At 63.7% G+C, this 20,505-nt stretch carries 16 protein-coding genes; 3 read left to right on the top strand and 13 right to left on the bottom strand.

The features are described 5' to 3' along the window. Positions 1–87: 87 nt before the first annotated feature. Entirely contained in the window at positions 88–1,542 is a 1,455-nt protein-coding gene (locus ACWGS9_RS10840) for a glutamate synthase subunit beta (protein WP_454505243.1), read from the top strand. A 57-nt stretch (positions 1,543–1,599) separates the two neighbouring features. Here the strand turns inward: ACWGS9_RS10840 and ACWGS9_RS10835 are convergent, their stop codons facing one another. Both ACWGS9_RS10835 and ACWGS9_RS10830 read right to left on the bottom strand, forming a co-directional pair. Next, positions 1,600–2,817, bottom strand: a complete 1,218-nt coding sequence (locus ACWGS9_RS10835; RefSeq protein ID WP_454505242.1) for an SGNH/GDSL hydrolase family protein — start codon at positions 2,815–2,817, stop codon at positions 1,600–1,602. A gap of 318 nt (positions 2,818–3,135) precedes the next feature. Further along, positions 3,136–4,356, bottom strand: coding sequence for a lytic murein transglycosylase (locus ACWGS9_RS10830; RefSeq protein WP_454505241.1), 1,221 nt, complete (start codon positions 4,354–4,356; stop codon positions 3,136–3,138). 244 nt (positions 4,357–4,600) lie between these two features. Here ACWGS9_RS10830 and galU point away from each other — a divergent pair, with 244 nt between their 5' ends. Further along, positions 4,601–5,506, top strand: a complete 906-nt coding sequence (gene galU / locus ACWGS9_RS10825) for a UTP--glucose-1-phosphate uridylyltransferase GalU (RefSeq protein ID WP_454505240.1) — start codon at positions 4,601–4,603, stop codon at positions 5,504–5,506. A gap of 323 nt (positions 5,507–5,829) precedes the next feature. Here the strand turns inward: galU and ACWGS9_RS10820 are convergent, their stop codons facing one another. Further along, positions 5,830–7,626, bottom strand: coding sequence for an outer membrane beta-barrel protein (locus tag ACWGS9_RS10820; RefSeq protein ID WP_454505239.1), 1,797 nt, complete (start codon positions 7,624–7,626; stop codon positions 5,830–5,832). Between the two features lie 158 nt (positions 7,627–7,784). On the opposite strand from ACWGS9_RS10820, the gene ACWGS9_RS10815 reads away from it, so the two are divergent. Continuing rightward, positions 7,785–8,786 carry a KpsF/GutQ family sugar-phosphate isomerase gene (locus ACWGS9_RS10815; protein ID WP_454505390.1) on the top strand — a complete coding sequence of 334 codons (1,002 nt, stop codon included), beginning with the start codon at positions 7,785–7,787 and terminating at the stop codon, positions 8,784–8,786. 206 nt (positions 8,787–8,992) lie between these two features. Here ACWGS9_RS10815 and ACWGS9_RS10810 read toward each other — a convergent pair whose 3' ends face one another. The 10 genes from ACWGS9_RS10810 to ACWGS9_RS10765 all read right to left on the bottom strand — a co-directional run bounded on the left by ACWGS9_RS10810 (position 8,993) and on the right by ACWGS9_RS10765 (position 20,470). Further along, positions 8,993–9,457, bottom strand: coding sequence for an NfeD family protein (locus ACWGS9_RS10810; protein ID WP_320309689.1), 465 nt, complete (start codon positions 9,455–9,457; stop codon positions 8,993–8,995). 119 nt (positions 9,458–9,576) lie between these two features. Beyond that, positions 9,577–10,527, bottom strand: coding sequence for an SPFH domain-containing protein (locus tag ACWGS9_RS10805; RefSeq protein WP_320212509.1), 951 nt, complete (start codon positions 10,525–10,527; stop codon positions 9,577–9,579). 239 nt (positions 10,528–10,766) lie between these two features. Beyond that, positions 10,767–11,822, bottom strand: coding sequence for a ferrochelatase (hemH, locus tag ACWGS9_RS10800; protein WP_454505238.1), 1,056 nt, complete (start codon positions 11,820–11,822; stop codon positions 10,767–10,769). 144 nt (positions 11,823–11,966) lie between these two features. Continuing rightward, on the bottom strand, positions 11,967–14,066 hold the full coding sequence (locus ACWGS9_RS10795) for a 5'-nucleotidase C-terminal domain-containing protein (protein ID WP_454505389.1): 2,100 nt from the start codon (positions 14,064–14,066) through the stop codon (positions 11,967–11,969). A gap of 292 nt (positions 14,067–14,358) precedes the next feature. Then, the gene (locus ACWGS9_RS10790; protein ID WP_454505237.1) at positions 14,359–14,733 is read right to left on the bottom strand and encodes a hypothetical protein; all 375 of its coding nucleotides are present in this window, start codon (positions 14,731–14,733) and stop codon (positions 14,359–14,361) included. Positions 14,734–14,921: 188 nt separating this feature from the next. Next, on the bottom strand, positions 14,922–16,367 hold the full coding sequence (locus ACWGS9_RS10785) for a homospermidine synthase (protein ID WP_454505236.1): 1,446 nt from the start codon (positions 16,365–16,367) through the stop codon (positions 14,922–14,924). 309 nt (positions 16,368–16,676) lie between these two features. Next, positions 16,677–17,606, bottom strand: coding sequence for a heme-dependent oxidative N-demethylase family protein (locus ACWGS9_RS10780; protein ID WP_454505235.1), 930 nt, complete (start codon positions 17,604–17,606; stop codon positions 16,677–16,679). A 39-nt stretch (positions 17,607–17,645) separates the two neighbouring features. Next, positions 17,646–18,308: an aminotransferase class IV family protein gene (locus ACWGS9_RS10775; protein ID WP_454505234.1), complete on the bottom strand. Its 663-nt coding sequence runs from the start codon at positions 18,306–18,308 to the stop codon at positions 17,646–17,648. Beyond that, on the bottom strand, positions 18,257–19,402 hold the full coding sequence (locus tag ACWGS9_RS10770; protein ID WP_454505233.1) for an aminodeoxychorismate synthase component I: 1,146 nt from the start codon (positions 19,400–19,402) through the stop codon (positions 18,257–18,259). The genes ACWGS9_RS10775 and ACWGS9_RS10770 overlap by 52 nt, the downstream gene beginning before the upstream one ends. Before the next feature lie 396 nt (positions 19,403–19,798). Beyond that, a complete protein-coding gene (locus tag ACWGS9_RS10765; protein WP_454505232.1) occupies positions 19,799–20,470 on the bottom strand; it encodes a proton-conducting membrane transporter in 672 nt (223 codons plus the stop codon). Positions 20,471–20,505 lie beyond the last annotated feature (35 nt).

The raw sequence follows: 20,505 nt of genomic DNA, 5'->3' as shown, positions 1-20,505 counted from the left end.
CGGTTGCCATGGCGGCCTTATGGGGTTAACGGGTGCGCGACAAGCTAGGCTTCTTGGGGCGTGCCTTCGGACAGCAGGGACTGGACTATGGGCAAGGTAACAGGCTTTCTCGAGATCGACCGGCAGGTGCACAAGTACCAGCCAGCCTCCGACCGCATCCGGCATTTCCGCGAATTCACGCTGCCGATGTCGGACAAGGAGGTCGAGAAACAGGCCGCGCGCTGCATGGATTGCGGCATTCCGTTCTGCCACGGACCAACCGGCTGCCCGATCCACAACCAGATCCCGGACTGGAACGACCTCGTCTACAACGGCGATTGGGACAACGCGATCCGCAACCTGCATTCGACCAACAATTTCCCGGAGTTCACCGGCCGCATCTGCCCCGCGCCTTGCGAGGAAGCCTGCACGCTGAACCTCGAGGACATTCCGGTCGCCATCAAGACGGTCGAGCAGGCGATCGCCGACAAGGCTTACGAGACCGGCCATATCCGGCCCTATCCGCCCGAGAAGAAGACCGGCAAGCGGGTCGCCGTCATCGGTTCCGGCCCGGCGGGAATGGCGGCGGCGCAGCAGCTCGGCCGCGCCGGTCATGACGTGCATGTCTATGAGCGCGAGAGCCGCCCCGGCGGGCTGATGCGCTACGGCATTCCGGACTTCAAGATCGAGAAGCATTACATCGACCGGCGCATCGAGCAGATGCAGGGCGAGGGCGTGACCTTCCATTGCGGCGTCAATGTCGGCGTCGATATGAAGGTGGCCGACCTCCTCGAGGAATTCGACGCCGTGCTTTATAGCGGCGGCTCGGAAACGCCGCGTCCGGCGGGCATTCCGGGCAGCGACCTCAGCGGCGTCTACGATGCCATGCCTTATCTGGTGCAGCAGAACCGCCGCGTCGGCGGCGAGCCGATCCAGTCGGTGGCCTGGCCCTCGCACCCGATCATCGCCGGCGGCCAGCATGTCGTCGTGGTCGGCGGCGGCGACACCGCGTCCGACTGCATCGGCACCGCCTTCCGCCAGGGCGCGGTGCGCGTGACCCAGCTCGACATCCGTCCGCAACCGCCCGAGAAGGAAGACAAGCTCGCGGTATGGCCCTACTGGGCGACCAAGATGCGCACCTCGTCCTCGCAGGCCGAGGGCGCCGAGCGCGAATTCCAGGTGGCGACGCTCGAATTCATCGGCGAGGAAGGCCAGCTGACCGGCGTGCGCTGCTGCGAGGTCGACGACAGGCGCAAGCCGATCGCCGGCACCGAGTTCGTCATCCGCGCCGATCTCGCCTTTATCGCCATCGGCTTTGCCGGCCCGGCGGGCGACAGTCTGATGAAGGAGCTCGACGGCCAGATCAAAGTCGCCACCGACAGCCGTCGCTCGACCAACGTCGAGGCTAACGACCGCGACTACAAAACCAGCGTCGACAAGCTTTATGCTGCCGGCGATGTGCGCCGCGGCCAGTCGCTGGTGGTGTGGGCGATCCGCGAGGGCCGCCAGGCGGCGCGCTCGATCGACGAGGCGCTGATGGGGTCGACGGTGCTGCCTCGCTGAGACCGTTTGGAAATCCTAGGCCTGCGGCAGGCCGCAGGCGTTCTCGTTGCTACCAACCTATTGATTGATACCGGTCGTGGTACCGGGCTGAGCTGCGGCAGTCGCCGGCTGCTTGGGCGGCCAGGAAAAATCGTCGGCGCGGCCGGGTGAAGCCGCGGGCGCCTTGCCTTCGATGATCAGTTTTTCGCCAGGCAGATTCGGATCGGCCCTGGCCGGTTGCGCGGCGCCGAGCAGTTCCGAGCCGCCGTCGAGCGCCGGGTCGCCGAGCAGCATCGGCGCGGTGCGGTCGACGATGACGGGCGCGGCGGCCGGCTTCGGCGCCTCGACCGGAGCGCCCGCCGGCGCCGACACGGTCGTGATGCTCCCCGGCGCCGCCAGGCCGAGGATCTTGGCCAACGGCTTTTCCGTGTAGAAGGCGAGCTTGCGCTTGCCGGCCTTGGTGACGTTGATGCCGTCGTCGGAACGCAGGCGAACCGGCTGGCCGTTGATGTCCGGGCCGGAGATGACGAAAGCGCCGTTTTCGTCGACGAAGCCGTCCCAGACATCGACGAACTCGCCGCCATGCTTTTCGGCGGCCGAGCGAAAGATGTCGTTGAAGGCAAGCATGTCCGAGTTCATCTTCGACACGCGGAAAGCCGGCATGCCGACCCACAGGAACGGCACCTTGGCGTCCTGTATGGCCTTGCCGAATGCATCGGTGCGGCGTTCATATTCCTTGGTCCAGTTTTCCGAACGCGGCTGCTCGCGCACGTCGCCGACCTTCATCTGCTGGCGGTCGTTGGAGCCCAGCATGACGATCACGGCCGACGGTTTCTCGGTTTCGATCAGCGATTTTATCTCGGCCGGCCAATTGTAGAAGTCGTCTCGAACGAAGCCGGACGAACCGTTGCTGCGGGCGACGATCCTGACAGCGGGATTGTCGGCAAAGGCGGTGTCCAGGCCCTCGGCCAGCCCGCCGGCCAGAAAATCGCCGACCACCAGCACGACACGGGCGTCGTTTGTCTTCTCGACGATCGGTGTTTCCGGCGCCGCCGGCGGACGCGGCTTGGCTTTCTTCTTCGGTTTCGGCCTTGGCTTCTGGATTTCGACCGGCGGCTCGACACGTTCGCTGCGGCGCGGGAACAGAAGGTCGCGCAGCGACCAGCCATGGCTTTCCTCCTGCGCGAATGCAGGGGCGTGGAAGGCGCCGGCGGCGGTGACGACAAGCACAGCAAGGGCAAGAATCAGGATCGGCGCCCGGCGAATGCCCTGCCTGATACGCGCAACCGGAACCAAACACCTCTCCATCCCTTGGCGCATGACCAGGCAGACGCGGGAAAGTCATGCGCAAGCCGAAGCGCTACAGCATCCTCGCCCTGCTTGAAAGGATGCCTGGCGCCTTGGAGCGGTTCAACCTTTCACAGAAAAGCTAGCCCGCCCTAAGTATCTCATTCACGCAATTCCGAACGGAAAACCGCCGCGCACTTTTCCTGGAATTGCTCTAAAGCGCGTCGCGCTGAAACGGATTCAGGCGACGCGCTTTAAGTCCTTGTTTTAATGCATATCGTTGTCCCAGAACCGCGTACACTTCTGGGCGACATGCATTAGACGGCTCTACTTCTTGCGAAGCCATTTGAGCACTTCCATGCTCGGATAGCCATCCTGGGTCAAGCCGACCTTGGCCTGATAGGCCATGATGGCGGCCTTCGAGCCATCGCCGATCTTGCCGTCGAACTTGCCGTCATAATAGCCGTGCTCGGAAAGCCGCTTCTGCAACTCCTGCCGTTCTTCGAAGCTGAGCTTGGTGAAAGGCCGCTGCCAATCCTGCACCAGGCCGGTGCCCCCAGCGATCTCGTCGGCCAGGAGGCCGACGGCCAAAGCGTATTTGTCGGCGTTGTTGTAGGCCTTGATGACAGAAAAATTCCTGATCATCAGGAAGGCGGGGCCGCCCTTGCCGTCGGGCACCTTCAGCGTTGCCTTGTCGGTCAGGTTCCTGAACGGCTTGCCGCTGGCCCTGACGACGCCGAGCGTCTGCCATTGGGCGATCGTCTTTGCTCCGCCAGGCAGTTTGCCGGCCGGTATGGTGACTTCATAGCCCCAGGTCTTACCGGCCTGCCAGCCGTTCTTCTTGAGCAGGTTGGCGGAGGTCGCGAGCGCGTCGGGGATCGAATTCCAGATATCGCGCTTGCCGTTGCCGTCCATGTCGACCGCGTAGCGCTGATAGCTGGTCGGGATGAACTGGGTCTGGCCCATGGCGCCGGCCCAGGAACCCATCAGATGGCTCTCGTCGATGTCGCCGGTCTGCAGGATCTTCAACGCCGCGACCAGCTGGGTGCGGGCGTATTTCGAGCGCTTCGGATCGCCATAGGCGAGTGTCGCCAGCGAACGGATGACGTTGCGCATGATGTCGTCGCGCTTGAGGATCTCGCCATAGTTCGATTCCATCGACCAGATGGCCAGAAGGATGTTGCGGTCGACACCGAACCGCGCCTCGATGCGATCGAGCCACGGCTTCCATTTCCTCGCCATCGCCTGGCCGTTGGCCACCGCCTGGTCATGCACGCGGTTGTCGAAATAGTCCCAGGCAGGCGCCGTGAATTCCGGCTGGGTGCGGGCCTTTTCCAGCACGACCGGGTCTGGCTCGATGCCTCTCATGGACTGATCGTAGACAGCGCCTGAAACGCCGCCCGCGACCGCGGTAGCGCGGAAGCCCGAGACCCATTGGCGAAACCCGGCATCGGCGAAAGCGGGTCCGGCTGGCATCAGCAGGGCCAATGTGAGGCCGGCGGCCGTCACCAGTGCCGTCAGGCGCCTTGCGGTGTTGCGAACGGACATCATTTCCTCCTTCGTCAAATCACGAAGGATCATTCAACGCCGAACCGGGTTAGTATTTAGTTTACCATAGGCGCCGCCGGGAACGAAAAAAAGAGGTGTGGCGGCTTTTAACTCTCACGTTCAACTTGGCGGTTCGGTAGTCCAACATTCCGGCGTGAAAATGATTTCCGCGTGAAAATCTCTGGGGGGATTGCGGAGCGCGCCGCCGAGCGGATAATTGGCCGAAACGCAAGGGTGGCGCAGCATGAAGCGAGTTCGCAAGGCAGTTTTCCCGGTCGCAGGCCTCGGCACGAGGTTCCTCCCGGCCACCAAGGCCATCCCGAAGGAAATGCTCACCGTCGTCGACCGGCCGGTCATCCAATATGTGGTCGACGAGGCACGCGACGCCGGCATCGAGCATTTCATCTTCGTGACCGGTCGCAACAAGGCGGTCATCGAGGACCATTTCGACGTCCAGTTCGAGCTCTATGACACGCTCGCCCAACGCGGCAAGGACGACCAGCTTGCCCGCCTGCAGCGGCTGCAGCCGGCGCCGGGACAGACGAGCTTCACGCGCCAGCAGGTGCCGATGGGCCTCGGCCACGCCGTCTGGTGCGCCCGCGAGCTGGTCGGCGACGAGCCGTTCGCGCTGCTTTTGCCCGACATGATCATGCAGTCGGAGAAGAGCTGCATGAAGGACATGGTCGAGCTCTATGCCGAGACCGGCAACAACATCATCGCCGTGCAGGAATGCGACCCGGCCGAGGCGCATAAATACGGCATTGTCGGCCGCGGCGAGGACACCCATCACGGCTTCCGCATCACCGGGATGGTGGAAAAGCCAAAGCAGGGCACGGCGCCCTCCAACCTCTTCATCAACGGCCGCTACATCCTGCAGCCGGAAATCTTCGGCATCCTGGAAAGCCAGGAACGCGGCGCCGGCAACGAAATCCAGCTGACCGACGCCATGCTGAAGCTGGAGAAGAAGCAGCCCTTCTACGGCTATCACTACAAAGGGCGCACCTTCGACTGTGGCTCGCCGGAAGGTTTTGTGGAGGCCAATGTCGCCTTCGCGCTCTGGCGCACCGACATGAATGGAAGCATGGCCGGCGTCATCCGCACGCTGCTGGATGAGGTGCGGCCGGTGGAGCGCCGAGGCGCGGCTTCTTAAAGCGCGTCGCGCTGAAACGGATTCAGGAGACGCGCTTTAAGTCCTTGTTTTTATGCATGTCGTCGTCCCAGTACCGGGTACACTTCTGGGCGACATGCATTAGTTTGCTGGCCAAGGCCACCGGGCTTCGTCATCCTATGGCGTAGCAAGGAGCGAAGCGACGCGGCGCAGACCATAGGATCCATGCCGTTACCTGCGAACATCGCAGCGGTGCAAAACCACCTCTGTTCTGCGCCGCTTTTACTATTCGGCCCAAGGCACGGCATGGATCCCCGGGTCTGCGCGTCCGCTTCGCTACCGCTACGCCCGAGGATGACGAAGCGTCAGCGCTGGACCTTCAGGCCAAGATAGACGCTGTTGGCGGTGTAGTCGCGTCCGGGCAGGTTGCTGGTCAGCTTCTCCGTCCTGACGCGGGTGGTAACCCCGGCGTAGCGGTTCAGCCACCATGTCAGCCCGGCCTCGGCGCTGAGGATCATATCGTGGCCGTCGGAGCCGGTATAATCGCGCCAATCGAGGCCAAGCGCTGAATTCGCCGTCAGATTGGCGCGGATCTGGCGCTCGCCGGTCAGACGGCCGGAGTAGAGGATATCGCCGCTCTCGTTGGCTGTCGTGGTTGTTTCGACGCTGGTCTTGCCGGTCAGGCCGATAGTGGTGCCGCGCTCGGGCGACCATTTGAGGTCGGCGTCGATGCTCGGACCCGCCACCGCCCGAAGGCGGTTGTCGTCGATCGCTTCGCGCAGCCAGCCGACGGAAAATTCGCCGGACAGCTTCTCGCCCATGTCGAGCTCGAGGCCGGCGCGCGCGCCAAGCCTGGTCGAGGACCGCTCGAAGCCGTCGGTGTCGACGCGCAGGTCGTAGATGCGCCGCCCGGCCTCGACCTCCGTGAAGGGTGTCAGCGCCGGCGAGACCTCGTAGCCGGTGCGCAAGGTCGCGGTGTAGAGCGTGGAATCGCGATCCTTCTGCGACACGGTGGTGCCGTTGGAGAGTTCGGCATCGCCGTAGAAATCATGCGAGACCGCGCCGGTCAGCGCGTAGCGCATCTTGCCGACACCCTTTTCGATGCCGAGGCTGCCGTCCACGGTCTGGCGCAGCGGCTGAGAGGTGACGCCGGCGATCGCATCCGGCGAGGAGGCCGATTCCGGAGCTGCCTCATAGCCGAGCTTGGCGATGGCGCGCAGCTCGTTGTCGAGGTCGACATTGAGCTGGCCTTCGATGCGGCCCTGCGCATCGTTGATCTTTTCGCCGGAGACGGTGTCGCGGAGCAGGCCATAGCCGGTGATCAAAGCCGAATTCTCGCGCCAGTCGGAGGTCGCCGTGAAACGCAGCGCCGTCTCGGACAGAACGGCGGATTTGCCGGTGCTGCTGGAATCGGCGTTGGACGTCGCGGTGAAGCCCTGCTCGAGCGTCGGCCGGAAGAGAAAGGTGCCGACCTTGACGCCCGGCGCGGCGAATGGATCGTCCTCCGGCTTGACCTTCTGGCCTTCAATGGATGCGGTGCGCTCCTGGCCTGGGTCGAGCTTCTGCTTGTCGACGCTGTCGATGGTGACGGCGCGGCGGTTGCTGTTATCGTCATCGGTGGCGGTGGCGTCGGTCCGGTTGACCGTGCCGGCGGTAGTTGCGGTGGTTGTGCTGTCCGTCGCCTCTCCGTTTTTCTTCTTGGCCTTTTTCCTGTCGGCCGTCTTGTTGTCAGCTTTTGCCTTGGTCTCCTGAGCGCGCTGCTTCGCCGTCGAAGGCCGGCGCGGCTTTACCGGGGTCGCCGTGTCGGCCGGGGTGGCGTCGGTTGCCTGTGGCTGGTCGAAGATGCTGGCCGTTGCGCCCGCCGTCTGGTTGTCATCCGGAACGGCACCCGGACTTGCAGGCTGGTACGTCGTCGATGCGGTGTCCTGGACGGCCGCGGCTGCGGGCGAGTTCTGATCCTGCGACCCTTGCGCCCTCAACTGCCTGGCCTTGCGCTGCTGGTCGGCGAGTATGGCCGATTCGGAAACCTCGCCACGTAGCTCGCTCTCCTGGGAAAACGCCGGCGCCGGCCGCAGCAAGGTAAGCGCGCTTGCCGTCAGCAGCAGTGCTGCGACGGCAATGCCCCTTCGACCGATTTTCGCTTCAGGCTGGCCCCCGGACATCGTCACCACTGCTTGCGCGGCGCGGTTGCGCCATACTTACCGAACCGTAAATGCGGATGGTTAACGGAGGGTTGAGAGAGCCGCCTTGGAGCCCCCGCATCGGCAGACCGCGGCAATTCTGTTGGACAGGGGCGCGGCAAAGCGCTAATCGCTTGGCCATGCATGCGGGGTCCCCAGAAAGAAAGCAGCCGGACAGGCAGGCTGCGATCGAATCGGCGCTGAGAACGGTGGCGACGGAGCAGGCCGGTGTGGCGGCGCTCGCCGCCGCGCTCGCAAACGGACTGGCCGAGCCTTTCGCAGCCGCGATCGACCTGATCTCGCGGATCGAGGGCCGCGCCATCGTCACCGGCGTCGGCAAGAGCGGCCATATCGGTTCCAAGATCGCCGCGACGCTTGCCTCGACCGGCACGCCCGCCTTTTTCGTCCATCCGGCCGAGGCCAATCACGGCGATCTCGGCATGATCGCCCGGGATGATGCGATCATCGCCATGTCCTGGTCCGGCGAGAGCAAGGAATTGATGGGCATCGTCGCCTATTCCAGGCGCTTCTCCATCCCGTTGATCGCAATCACCTCGGGGGAGAGTTCGGCGCTGGCGCGGGCCGCCGACGTCGTGCTGCTGCTACCGGCCGTGCCTGAGGCGTGTCCGCATGGGCTGGCGCCCACAACGTCGGCCTTGCTGCAGCTCGTCATGGGCGATGCGCTGGCGATCGCGCTGCTCGAGGCGCGGGGCTTCACGCCGGACCATTTCCGCACCTTCCATCCGGGCGGCCAGCTCGGCGCCAATCTGACCCAACTGCGTGAAATCATGCATGTCGGCCAACGGTTGCCGCTGGTGCCTTCGGGCACCGGGATGCGCGAAGCGATCCTGGAATTGTCGCGCAAGGGTTTTGGCTGCGTGGCGATCACCAGCGCCGACGGCGCGCTGGCCGGCATCATCACCGACGGCGATATCCGCCGGCACATCGCCAGCGACCTGCTTTCCATGAGCGTCGATCAGGTGATGACGAAGAAGCCGAAGACGGCAAGCCCGGACACGCTGGTTGCGACAGCGCTGCAGACGATCAACACATCCGCCATCACCAGCCTGATGGTCGTCGAGAGCGGACGCCCGGTTGGACTTGTACACCTGCACGACCTGCTGCGGATCGGCGCGGCATAGAATGTGCTGATATTCAGGTGAGGCCGGCCTGCAAATGGACGCTTCCTGCGCTTCCGGCCTTCGCCGGCCGAAGCGATCATGAGTGGCGTTGCAGTTGAGGCTTCGGCCGGCGTAGGCCGGTTCTCGGAAACCATCCAGTTTGGTCGCTTCGCGCCCGTCTTCGACTCGGCCTGACCTGAATCTCAACGCATTCTTGGACGCTGGAGTCAGACTGCTTCTACCGTCAGCTCGAGGTCGGTATCGGCGGCGCTGATGACGCGCACCTGCGTGCCCGCTGGCAAGTCCGGGCCGGAGACCCGCCACAGCGTGTCGCCAAGCTTGATGCGGCCGCGGCCGTTCTTGATCGGCTCGGCCAGCGTCGCCAGCTTGCCGACCATCTGCGCGCCGCGCCGGTTTAACAGCGGCTGGTCGGCATCGCCGTGGCGGCCGGCCATCAGCTTCTTGCCGACGAAAGCCGAGACCAGCGACAAGACCAGGAAGACCAGCACCTGCACCTGCCAGCTCCAGAAAGCCGCGTCCCAGATCGCCAGCGACACGGCGCCGACGATGAGCGCGGCGATGCCGATCCACAGCATGAAGACGCCCGGCGCGACGATCTCCATCACCAGGAGCACAAAGCCCAGAACCATCCAGTTCCACGGGCCGAGTTCGGAAACGATACGGTCTATCATAATGCCCACCTATTGGAGCAATTCCAGGAAAGGTGTGAAGCCGCTTTCCGTCCGGAATTGCGTCAAAACAAAGGGAGAGCGGTTCGGCGTTTCCATGAAACGATGAACCGATCCAGACATCAGTTCTCGTTCGGACGAACCACCGGCGGGCGGGCTGCCTGCCGCTGCGAGCCCGAAGAGCCATCGCCTTTGAAGACTTCCTTGGCGATTTCGCCGATACCGCCGAGCGTGCCGATCAGCGACGAGGCCTCCAGCGGCATCAGCACGATCTTGCTGTTCGTGGCCGAACCGATCTTGGTCAGCGCCTCGGTGTATTTCTGGGCGATGAAGTAGTTGAGCGCCTGGACGTCGCCCTTGGCTATGGCTTCCGACACGACCTGCGTCGCCTTGGCCTCGGCCTCCGCCGAGCGCTCGCGCGCCTCGGCGTCGCGGAAGGCTGCTTCCCTGCGGCCCTCGGCCTCGAGGATCTGCGACTGCTTGAGGCCTTCGGCGGCCAGGATCTGGGCGCGCTTGTTGCGTTCAGCGGTCATCTGCCGGCCCATCGATTCGATGAGGTTGGCTGGCGGGTTGATGTCCTTGATCTCGACACGGGTGATCTTGATGCCCCACGGGTGGGCCGCCTCGTCGACGACGCGCAGCAGCCGCTCGTTGATGGCGTCGCGGTTCGACAGCAATTCGTCGAGATCCATCGAGCCCATGACGGTACGGATGTTGGTCATGGTGAGGTTTAGGATGGCGTTCTGCAGTCCGGCGACCTGATAGGCCGCCTGCGCGGCATTGAGGATCTGGTAGAAGGCGATGCCGTCGACGCCGACAATGGCGTTGTCGCGGGTGATGATCTCCTGCGTCGGGACGTCGAGCACCTGCTCCATCATGTTCATCTTGGCGCCGATGCGCTCGAAAATCGGGTTGATGATGTTCAGGCCAGGGGTCAGCGTCTTGGTGTAGCGGCCGAAGCGCTCCACCGTGTAATTGTAACCTTGCGGCACCGTCTTGATGCCCTTGAAAAGCAGGATAATGACCAGGAAAACAAGAACAATGATGGCGATATCGAAACCGCTAAAGCCCATTTCGTTTCTCCCTCAAAGGTGGCGACCTCACGGAATCACTTAAGTGTGTTTCCGCAACGTTACAATCAGGTGATCGCCAATATTGGTTAGCGGCGGGTTTTGCGCACCGGTTTCAGGCTAAAGCGCGTCGCGCTGAAACGGATTCAGTCGACGCGCTTTAGGTCTTTTGTCTTGATGCATGTCGTTGTCCCAGAACCGCTGCACACTTCTGGGTGACATGCATAAGTCGGTGAAGCCGGTCACACCCAGCCGGAAAGCTCGCGCCGCACCAGCGCTTCGACCACCGCCATGCCCTCGGCGCTGTCGTTGAGACAAGGGATGTGGGCGAAGTTCTTGCCGCCGGCGTGGTGGAATGTTTCGGCCGCCTCGCGGCCGATCTCGTCCAGGGTCTCGATGCAGTCGACGGAAAAGCCGGGATTGACGATCGCGATCGACCTTATGCCGTCCTTCGCCAATTTCTCGACCGTGACATCGGTGTAGGGCTGCAGCCATTCCTGCGCGCCGAAGCGCGACTGGAAGGTGATGATGAGCTTGTTCTCGTCCCAGCCTAGCCTTGCCCGCAGCAGCCGTGTCGTTTCGTGGCAGTGCGACCGATAGGGATCGCCCTTGTCGGAATAGGGTTTGGGGATGCCGTGGTAGGAGGTGATCACCACCTCCGGCACGAAGTCGAGCGTCGCGATGTGCCGCTCGATCGAACGGGCAAGCGCCTCGATATAGACCGGTTCGTCATAGTAGGGCGGCACGCTGCGGACCGCCGGCGCGCGCCTGATCTTCATCAGCGCGCGGAACAATTGGTCGTTGGCCGTCGCCGTCGTCGTCGCCGAATATTGCGGATAGAGCGGAAAGGTCAGGATGCGGTCGCAGCCCCGCTCGACCAGTTTTTGAGCGACGTCTGCTGTCGAGGGATTGCCGTAGCGCATCGCCCAGTCGACCTCCACATCGGGCAGGTCGGCCAGCGCCGCGGCCAGTTTCTGACCTTGAGCGCGGGTGAAAGTGCGCAGCGGCGACTCGTTGATCTCCCGGTTCCAGATACGGGCGTAGTTGGCGCCTGATTTTTTCGGCCGGGTGGTCAGAACCAGTCCGTAGAGGATCGGGTACCAGATCGCCTTATTAAGCTCGATGACGCGCGGGTCGGAGAGAAATTCCCTGAGATACCGCCACATCGGCTTGAACGCGGTGCCGTCAGGTGTGCCGAGATTGACCAGCATGATGCCGATCTTTCCCGGCCTGACAGACGCGGCGTCGGCGGACAGCGGACCGACGGCCTTGGCATCGGTGGGGCTGGCAAGCGTCATAGACAGTCTCCGGTAGCGCCGCCAAACTAGCGATGCCCTGCCGGTTTTCAATGCTGCGTCTGGCCGCACCTTATCGCGTTTGGGTCTGGAAATGGAACACCCGCCCGGTTTCCCGGGCGGGTGCCATCAATTCCGGATGGTCGATTATTTCGCGGCCGGCGGAATGGTCAGCGTCGCGCCGAGTGGCAGGCGGCGCGGCTTATAATCCTTATTGGCTTCGGAGATGAGCTTCCACTTGGTGGCGTCGCCATAGGCTTTCTTGGCCAGGTCCCAATATGTATCGCCTGCGGCAACCGTATGGCTGGTTTCGGCGGATTTGGCTTCCGCCGGCGTTGCTTGCGCGGGCTTGGCCGGTTCGGCGGCGGGAGCAGGCGTTGCCGGGGTGGTCTCGGCGGGCTTTGCCGGTTCCGCGGCCGGCGCCGCGGGCGCAGTCTCAGCCGGAACGGCCGGCGGCGCGCCGGCAATGTCGCTGGAACCGGAAGGCAAGGCCGGCATCGCAGGTTCGCTGTTCGCCGGAGCGGTCTCGGCCGGCTTCGCTGCCTCGGCTGCCGGCGTCTGGGTTGTGGCGGCGGGAGCGGTTTCGGCCGGCTTTACCGGTTCGGCAGGCTTGGCGGGTTGCGCCGCCGCCGTCGTTGCCACAATTTCGGTGATGCGGCCGTCGAGCTTCGGCGTGTAGGGCCGATGGGCGCCGAGATAATCGGCCACCACTTGCTCCAGGCCGGGGCCGTAATCATAGGCGTCCGTGGCCTTGTTGGCGAAGACCTTGTAGCCATCGCCGCCCTGGCGGACATAGTTGTTGGTGGCGACGAGGTACTGCTTGTCGGGATTGATCGGCGTCCAGGCGCCGTTCTCCATCACCTCGACCGATTTGACGCGACCGGCATTGGGCGCGACCGACTTGTCGAAGGAATATTTGAGGCCGGCAACCTGCGGGAAGCGGCCGGCGCCGTCCTCGATCTGGCTGAGGCCGCTTTCGAGGCCCGCGACAAGGTCCTTGCCGGAGATCTTGAAGGTCGCCAGCGTATTCTGGAACGGCAGCACGGTCAGCACCTCGCCCATGGTCACCGTGCCCTGGTCGATCGAAGCGCGCAGGCCGCCGCCGTTCGAGATGACGATCTCGACGCCTTGGCCCTTGGTGCGGTCGAGGATGGCGTCGGAAACGAGATTGCCCATCTCGCATTCGCGCGTGCGGCAACTCTCGCGGCTGCCGTCGATCGGCTTGGTGGTCTCGGCCACCTCCTTGTTCTTCAGCGCCTCGATTGGCGCGCCGAGGTCCTTGATGCGGGCAAGAACGGCGGGATCGGGCGTGATCGACTTGTCGAGATAGATCGGGGCGCCACTGGCCTCCTTGACGACGCCGTTGTCGTCGAACACGACCTTGAACTCGCCGAGATATTTCGAATAGGACGCGGCCTGCACCACCGGCACCTTGGAGCCGTCGGGGTTGTCGACGATGGTCGGATACGGGCCCTCGGCCTTCGGATCGGAGTTGGACAGAAGCGTGTGGCTGTGGCCGCCTACCACCACGTCGATGCCCGGGATTTTCGCAATGACATCGCGCTCGCGCTTGTAGCCGATATGGGTGACGGCGATAATCTTGTTGATGCCTTCTCCCTTCAGCTTTTCGACCTCCGCCGTGATCGACTTGACGTCGTCCGCGATGGCGATGTTTGGGCCGGGCGAGGCGAGTTCCGGCGTGTCGTTGGTGACGGCGCCGATGATACCGATCTTCTGGCCGCCGACCTCGACGACGATCGACGGCTTGATCTTGCCCGCCGCGCCGGACTTGTCGTTGGGCACGACATTGGCGCTGACGATCGGGAACTTCGCCTTGTCGAGGAAAGGCACCAGCGCGGTCTCGCCGTCGTCGAATTCGTGGTTGCCGAGCGTTACCGCGTCGGGCTTGATCTGGTTGAGGAATTCCTCTTCTACGGCGCCCTTGTAGGTGGTGTAAAACAGCGATCCCTGGAAGCTGTCGCCCGCATTGAGCAGCAGCACGTTCTGCCCTTCGAGCTTCTTGCGCTCCTGGGCGATCACGGTGATCAGCCGGCCGGCGCCGCCGATGCATTCGCCCTTGGTCTCTTCTTCGGCAGAGCAGGTCGACTCGTATTTGTTATTGCCTTCGATGCGGCTGTGCCAATCGTTGAAATGCAGGATGTTCAGCGTGTAGTCGGCAAAAGATACGCCCGCCGACAGGCCAAGCGTCGAAGCGGACAGGGCTAGGATGGCGGCAATCTTCTTCATCTTCGTCTCCCGGATGAGCTGACTTCCAAGGTGCTTGAAGCGCGTCGCGCTGAAGCGGATTCGAGCGACGCGCTTGAAGGCTTTCCTTTCGTGCATGCCGTTCTCCCAAACCGCTGCGCACTTTCGGAGCGACTGCATTAACGCCCTCGCTTGACTGGAAAATAACAGTCAGCTTCGGGTCATGTTCACATCGGGTTCCGGCCGATGCAAGCACAAATCAGGGAGATGTTTGCCGGCATAAAAAAGGACGGCGGCTTGCGCCGCCGTCCTATCAGTTCAAGATTTGCGGGCCTTAAGCACGGCGCGTCAGCACGAAATTCTGGCCGCTGGCGCTGGTGCAGTTGAGCTGGCTGGTGGAAACCATCAGGCAGTTGAAGCTGACCGGCGTCTGGCGGATCAGCGAGGTGCCGTGGATCTCGACCGAGGTCGCACCGGTCATGGTGTAGCTGCCTTCCGACAGCTTCTGGCCGGTGTCGGTGGCGACGGTGGTGAAGCTGCCGGCCATGAAGGTCGACAGGCCGGTGCCCTTGGCGTCGATCCAGTTGCCCTCGACACCCTTGGGCGCCGCCATCGATGGCTGGTCGGAAGGGCCGGTGGTGGTGCAAGCGGCCGCAGCCAGAAGGCTTGCCGCTGCGCCTGCAGAAAGCAGTTTGCGCGCAATGGTCATTCGAAAATCCTCTCCTCTCGCATCGGCCCGAAAATCGGCTTCCGATTTTCGGCAAGCTCGATGCGTTCATTCAAAGTGCTAGAGCGTACTTTGTTCGTCCGGATGGACGCACGTCGCTCTAGGCCGCAACATCTCAATCGCCCGATTTCCGGGCGATTGCAAGGCGGTGAGGGCTGTCACGCCGGCCGCTATCGCACCAGAATGTTGCGGAACTGCCACGGGTCGTCCTTGTCGAGATCCTCCGGGAAGAGGCCAGGGCGGTTATCCAGCGGCGTCCAGTCGGTGTAGTAGCCCCTGACCGGCCCGAGATAAGGCATTTGCACCTCGAGGCAACGGCGGTAGTCCATCTCGTCGGTTTCCACGATGCCGGCCGTCGGATTCTCCAGCGCCCAGACCATGCCGGCGAGCACCGCGGAGGTGACCTGCAGGCCGGTGGCGTTCTGGTAGGGGGCGAGCTTGCGCGCCTCGGCCAGCGACAGCTGCGAGCCGTACCAATAGGCGTTCTTGTCGTGGCCGTAGAGCAGCACGCCAAGCTCGTCGACGCCGTCGACCAGCTCGTGCTCGTCGAGCACGTGGTGAACCGGCTGCGGCTTGCCGGCGGCGCCGAACATCTCGTCCAGCGACAGCAGGGCGTCGTTGCAGGGATGGTAGGCGTAGTGGCAGGTCGGACGGTATTGAAGCTTGCCCTTCTTCGAGCGCACGGTGAAGAAGTCGGCGATCGAGATCGCCTCGTTATGCGTCACCAGCAGGCCGTATTGCGCGCCCGGCGTCGGGCACCAGCTGCGCACGCGCGTGTTGGCGCCGGGCTGCTCCAGATAGATCGCCGCCTTGGAGCCCTGCTTGTGTTTCTTGCCGTTCTTCGGCATCCAGTTTTCATGCGTGCCCCAGCCGAGCTCGGCCGGCTGCAAGCCTTCCGAGATGAAGCCTTCGACCGACCAGGTGTTCCAGAACACGTCCATCGGCTTCGGCTTCTTGGTGCGCTGGGTGTCGCGCTCGGCGATATGGATGCCCTTGACGCCGGCCTTCTTCATCAGCTTGGCCCAGGCCTCGCGATCTTCCTGCGCGGGTTCCGAAAACTCGAGACCAAGATCGGTGGCGAGGTTGACCAGCGCCTTTTTGACGAACCACGAGACCATGCCGGGATTGGCGCCGCAGGTGGAGACCGCCGTGGGGCCGCCCGGCTTGTCGTGCTTTTCCTTGATCATCGCCTCGCGCAGCGCGTAGTTGGTGCGGCTGGCATTGTCGGCCTCGGCATCGAAATAGAAGCCGAGCCACGGCTCGACGACGGTGTCGATGTAGAGCACGCCGAGCTTGCGGCACAATTTCATCAGGTCCACCGAGCCGGTGTCGACCGACAGGTTGACGCAAAAGCCCTGGCCGCCGCCATTGGTCAGAAGCGGCGTTAGCAGCTTCTTGTAATTCTTCTCGGTCACCGCTTCCTGCATGAAGGCGATGCCACGCTCGTCGAGCAGCTTGCGGTCGGTGTCGCGCGGGTCGACGACCGTCATGCGCGACTTGTCGAACTTGAAATGGCGCTCGATCAGCGGCAGCGTTCCCCGCCCGATCGAGCCGAAGCCGATCATCACGACAGGACCGGTGATTTCACCGTAAACGGGCCAGTTTTCATTCGCCATTTTTTCGCACACTCCTTCAAACACGCAAAGTCGGGCGGTTTTCGCCCGACGGCCAAGCGCTACACCACAGATCATTGTCACAAACCAGCGAAAAGCGCCAACCGCCGGTCGAGCCGGCTTTAAGTCTTTGTTTTGATGCATGTCGTTGCCCCAGAACCGCTGCACACTTCTGGGCGACATGCATTAGAGCCGGATGATTTCAGGTCTGTCCGACCTGAAATCTGAATCCGTCTCTAGATCAAAGAGATAGAGCATGATGCCGCCCGAAAGCCGCTTCACACTTTTCGGCATCATGCTCTTGCGGCGTGGTTAAGCCGATCGGGCCATGCGATCGAGGAATGCAACCAGCCGGTCGCGGTCGGCGGTCAGGCCCTTGTAGTCGAGCTGTTGCTGGTCGAGGGCGGTGAGCTGCTCGGCGAACGAGGCCGCCAGCGTCGCCCGATCCGGATGGCGGATGAGCACCTTGAGCGGATCGAGGTGGATGCGGATGGTGAAGAGGATGTCGTGCGAGGCGGGAAGCTTGCGCAGCGTCTGGCGTTCGACGCGGATGAAGGCGTGGGCGTTGACGTCGCCGTCGGGGAAGCGGCTCGGGCGGCTCGTGGCGCGGTCGATGCGCTCGATGTTGGAGAGCGGATGATAGAGCGCATCGTCGGCCTGGATCGACCAGTTGAAACGCTCGACCGCCTGGCCCTGCAGGCCGTCGAACATGCGATTGATGAGCTCGGCCGGGCGCGTGCCGGGTCCGAAGCCGGGCACCGGTTCGTGGATCTCCTGCAGCGGCTTGCCGAATTTCTCCTGAAGCGACCAGGATGAAGGGAAACAGAGCGAGCCGGCGGCGAGCCGCCAGCCGCGCTCGTCGCGACGCATCAGGATCAGGTCTTCCTGGACGAGCAGCGAAGCCTTTGCGAGCGGCGCCTCGCGCAAGCCAGGAGGCAGCCTGTCGATGGCGCCCTCAAAGCCGACCGGCTCGGCGTCAGCACGGCGATGCGTGCCGGGATGCGCGGCTTCGAGATGCGCGATGAGCAGGTCCAGCACTTCGCGTTGAGCGTCGCGGGTGCCGTCTTCCTCGACGAAGACCTTTTGCGGGATTTCCGTGCAAAGCCGTTGCTTTTCGGCCAGATGCGGCAGGAGGAATTCATCGACCTCGATCCAGCGATCGAATTCGAGCGGCTTCAGCCCGATGGTGAAGAGTTTTGAGGACCCGTCATAGGGCGTATGGGTCGGCTGACGAGCGGTCATATCTGCTTGCGTTCTATCCAGTTGCTCTCTCCAGTCCGATCACCCAAGCCGCGCCGGGATCAGCCCGCGCAGCGAGTTGCCGACGAAGATCGCCTTCGCCGCTTTCAGATCGTCGAACCTGTAGATCGCTTCCACGGCGCGGCCTTCGTCCAGAAGCGCGCCACGCAATATTCCAGGCAGCAGGCCGCAGTCGAGGCGAGGCGTGATCAGCGGGCCGTCGCCGAAATCGGCAAAGAGATTGGTGATCGTGCCCTCGCAGAGCTCGCCGCGCTCGTTGGCTAAAAGCACTTCGTCGGCGCGGGTGGCGAGATATTCAGCGCGCGCATGCTGGTAGCTCTCGCGGCGGCTTGTCTTGTGGCGCAGCAGCATGTTGCCGGAATCGAGACGGATCCGCGCCAGCTGCAGCCGCCAGACCTTGTCGGCGGGCAGCGGTTCGTAAGGCTGCACAGCGGCCGTCGCTTCGCCACTGCGTTGCAAAGCGAGGCGCACGCGCAAGGCAATCCCGTGCCCGCCGACGGCGCCGGAAAGCACCTCGCCGACCCGCTCGGGATTGCAGGCAAAGCCCAGGTCGGCGGCAGACGCATAAAGCCTGGCGAGATGGCGCTCGAAGCGCAGGAAGCCTGAGGCGGGCTCCCAGCGCATGGTCTCGATCAGCTCGAAGCCGGCACCGTTCCCGTCGCGAAGCGCGCTTTCAACAGACACTCCTTGTACTCCTCCCCGGCGGTGGAATCGAAGACGACGCCGCCGCCGACATTGTAGACGGCCTCGCCGTCGGCAAAGAGCGAGATGGTGCGGATCGCCACGGAAAAACGCATCCTGCCGCCAGGCGCGATCCAGCCGATGGCGCCGCAATAAACGTCACGCGGTGCCTCTTCCAGCTCGTGCAGGATTTCCATGGCGCGGATTTTTGGCGCGCCGGTGATCGAGCCGCAGGGAAAGAGCGCGGCGAAAATCCGGCGGATGCCGATGTCGGGCAACAGCTTCGCGCGCACGCGGCTCACCATCTGGTGCACCGTCGGATAGGTCTCGATGCGGAACAGTTCCGGCACGTCCAGCGTGCCGACTTCGCTGATCAGCGAGATGTCGTTGCGCAACAGGTCGACGATCATCCGGTTCTCGGCCTGGTTCTTCTCGTCGTTGCGCAGGAAGGCTTTCAGCTTCGCATCTTCGGCCTTGGTCGCGCCGCGTGGCGCGGTGCCCTTCATCGGATGCGTCTCGATCATGCCGTCGGCATCGATCTCGAAGAACAATTCGGGCGAGCGCGACAAGACGATCGGGTCGCCGAGCGCGACCAGCGCGCCATATTTCACCGGCTGGCGCTCGGTCAGCGCGTCGAAGGCGGCGAGCGGATCGCCGGACCATTGCGCGCGGACCGGGAAGGTGAGGTTGCCCTGGTAGCAATCGCCCTTGCGGATGTGGTTGTGAAGGCGCGCGAAGCGGCCGGCATAATCCTCGGCGGACCATGTTGCCCTGGCATCGAAGATCGGTCCGTTGCTGGCGAACGCCTGCATTTGCGGCACCGCTTGTTCGACCGGCGCATCGAAGACGCCGAGGCAGATCAGCGGCGCGCGGCGGCCTTCGGGCAGCAGCGGCACCAGTTTCGGCTCGAGCAGGTAACCAGCCTCGTAGGAGAAATAGCCGGCCAGCCATTTGCCGGAATCCGAGGCGGCCTGCGCTGTCTCAAGCGCTGGCACGAACTCGTCCGCGTCGCGCGCGACAATGACCTCCTTCGGCCGGTCGAAGACCAGCTGACGAGCGGTCGCGTCGTTGCGGAAAATGGCTGCGGGCAGGGACATGAGCCTCGGATGCGGACAACTAAGTCGACCGCTCTATATGGGGGTTCGCCGAGGCGCAATCGAGGGAGCGGCGTCGGGCGGCGCAAAGCCGTCCAGTTGGCGCGGAAGCTTCGGTAGCTGATTTTGCAGAGATTGGCGGAAACGCTCGAACTTCGTCATCCACGAGCGGAGCGGAAGCGAAGCGGACGCGTAGACCCGAGGATCCATTCCGTGACCTCGCGCGAAGGGTAAGGGCGGTGCAGAACGAAGGCCTTTCTGCACCGACGCAACGCTTGTAGGTAACGGAATGGATCCTATGGTCCGCGCTGCGTCGCTTCGCTCCACGCTACACCATAAGATGACGAAATGACGGGCGGTTCTGGCCAACCTCCGGCGTTGGCGACGCTGGCGAGATGCTCAGGTGTTGCTTGCGGTTCCCGCGGTCGGGAAGCGGCGGGCGAATTCCGCCTCGTTGCCCGCAGCCAGCAATTTCGCCTGCTCGATCCAGTTTTCGCGCGCGATACGGCCGTCGAAGTTGAGCACCTCCTCGATGCGCTTGACGTCGGCGGCGGTCCAGGCGGCGATCTGGGCGTAGGTGGTGACGCCCTGGCCTTTGAGCAATCTTTCATTGACCGGACCGATGCCGATGAGGCGGCGCAGATTGTCGGCGTTGCCGGATGCGGCCCGCGGCGCCGCTGCTTTCTTTGCCGCGGGCGCTGCCGCCTTCTTCGGCGCGGCGGCCTTGGCAGCCGGCTTCTTCGCAGCGGCCGACTTCGCCGGAGCGGCCTTTGCCGCGGCTGCCGGGGTCGACATCAGCGCCGCCGGCGCCTGCGTGGCGGCCTTGTCGGCGCCCGCCTTGGCGGCCGGCGCATCACGCAGCCGGCTTTCGAGATCGGCGCGGGCGCGGCCGCAGGCATCGAGCTCGCCCTTCAACCGATCGCTATCGGCGCGCAGCCTGTCGCGCTCGCTTCGCGTGCGATCGAGGTCGCCACGCAGGCTGTCGATCTCGCCGCGCAGGCGGCCCCAGATGAACCAGCCAACCAGGATACCCACAACGAACGCCAGGAGCATGTAGAAGAAAGTGCTCATTTCTCTCTCCAGTCCGATCTGTCAGCCTAGGCCCG

This window comes from Mesorhizobium sp. Arg314 (genome assembly GCF_053714275.1).
This window is presented reverse-complemented; position numbering and strand designations above follow the sequence as displayed.

What these genes read in the sequence shown, in the direction of transcription:
- ACWGS9_RS10840 (WP_454505243.1), top strand. Translation starts at nt 88, where the DNA reads ATGGGCAAGGTAACAGGCTTTCTCGAGATCGACCGGCAGGTGCACAAG.
- ACWGS9_RS10830 (WP_454505241.1), bottom strand. Translation starts at nt 4,356, where the DNA reads ATGTCCGTTCGCAACACCGCAAGGCGCCTGACGGCACTGGTGACGGCC.
- galU (WP_454505240.1), top strand. Translation starts at nt 4,601, where the DNA reads ATGAAGCGAGTTCGCAAGGCAGTTTTCCCGGTCGCAGGCCTCGGCACG.
- ACWGS9_RS10820 (WP_454505239.1), bottom strand. Translation starts at nt 7,626, where the DNA reads ATGTCCGGGGGCCAGCCTGAAGCGAAAATCGGTCGAAGGGGCATTGCC.
- ACWGS9_RS10815 (WP_454505390.1), top strand. Translation starts at nt 7,785, where the DNA reads ATGCATGCGGGGTCCCCAGAAAGAAAGCAGCCGGACAGGCAGGCTGCG.
- ACWGS9_RS10810 (WP_320309689.1), bottom strand. Translation starts at nt 9,457, where the DNA reads ATGATAGACCGTATCGTTTCCGAACTCGGCCCGTGGAACTGGATGGTT.
- ACWGS9_RS10805 (WP_320212509.1), bottom strand. Translation starts at nt 10,527, where the DNA reads ATGGGCTTTAGCGGTTTCGATATCGCCATCATTGTTCTTGTTTTCCTG.
- hemH (WP_454505238.1), bottom strand. Translation starts at nt 11,822, where the DNA reads ATGACGCTTGCCAGCCCCACCGATGCCAAGGCCGTCGGTCCGCTGTCC.
- ACWGS9_RS10795 (WP_454505389.1), bottom strand. Translation starts at nt 14,066, where the DNA reads ATGAAGAAGATTGCCGCCATCCTAGCCCTGTCCGCTTCGACGCTTGGC.
- ACWGS9_RS10790 (WP_454505237.1), bottom strand. Translation starts at nt 14,733, where the DNA reads ATGACCATTGCGCGCAAACTGCTTTCTGCAGGCGCAGCGGCAAGCCTT.
- ACWGS9_RS10785 (WP_454505236.1), bottom strand. Translation starts at nt 16,367, where the DNA reads ATGGCGAATGAAAACTGGCCCGTTTACGGTGAAATCACCGGTCCTGTC.
- ACWGS9_RS10780 (WP_454505235.1), bottom strand. Translation starts at nt 17,606, where the DNA reads ATGACCGCTCGTCAGCCGACCCATACGCCCTATGACGGGTCCTCAAAA.
- ACWGS9_RS10770 (WP_454505233.1), bottom strand. Translation starts at nt 19,402, where the DNA reads ATGTCCCTGCCCGCAGCCATTTTCCGCAACGACGCGACCGCTCGTCAG.
- ACWGS9_RS10765 (WP_454505232.1), bottom strand. Translation starts at nt 20,470, where the DNA reads ATGAGCACTTTCTTCTACATGCTCCTGGCGTTCGTTGTGGGTATCCTG.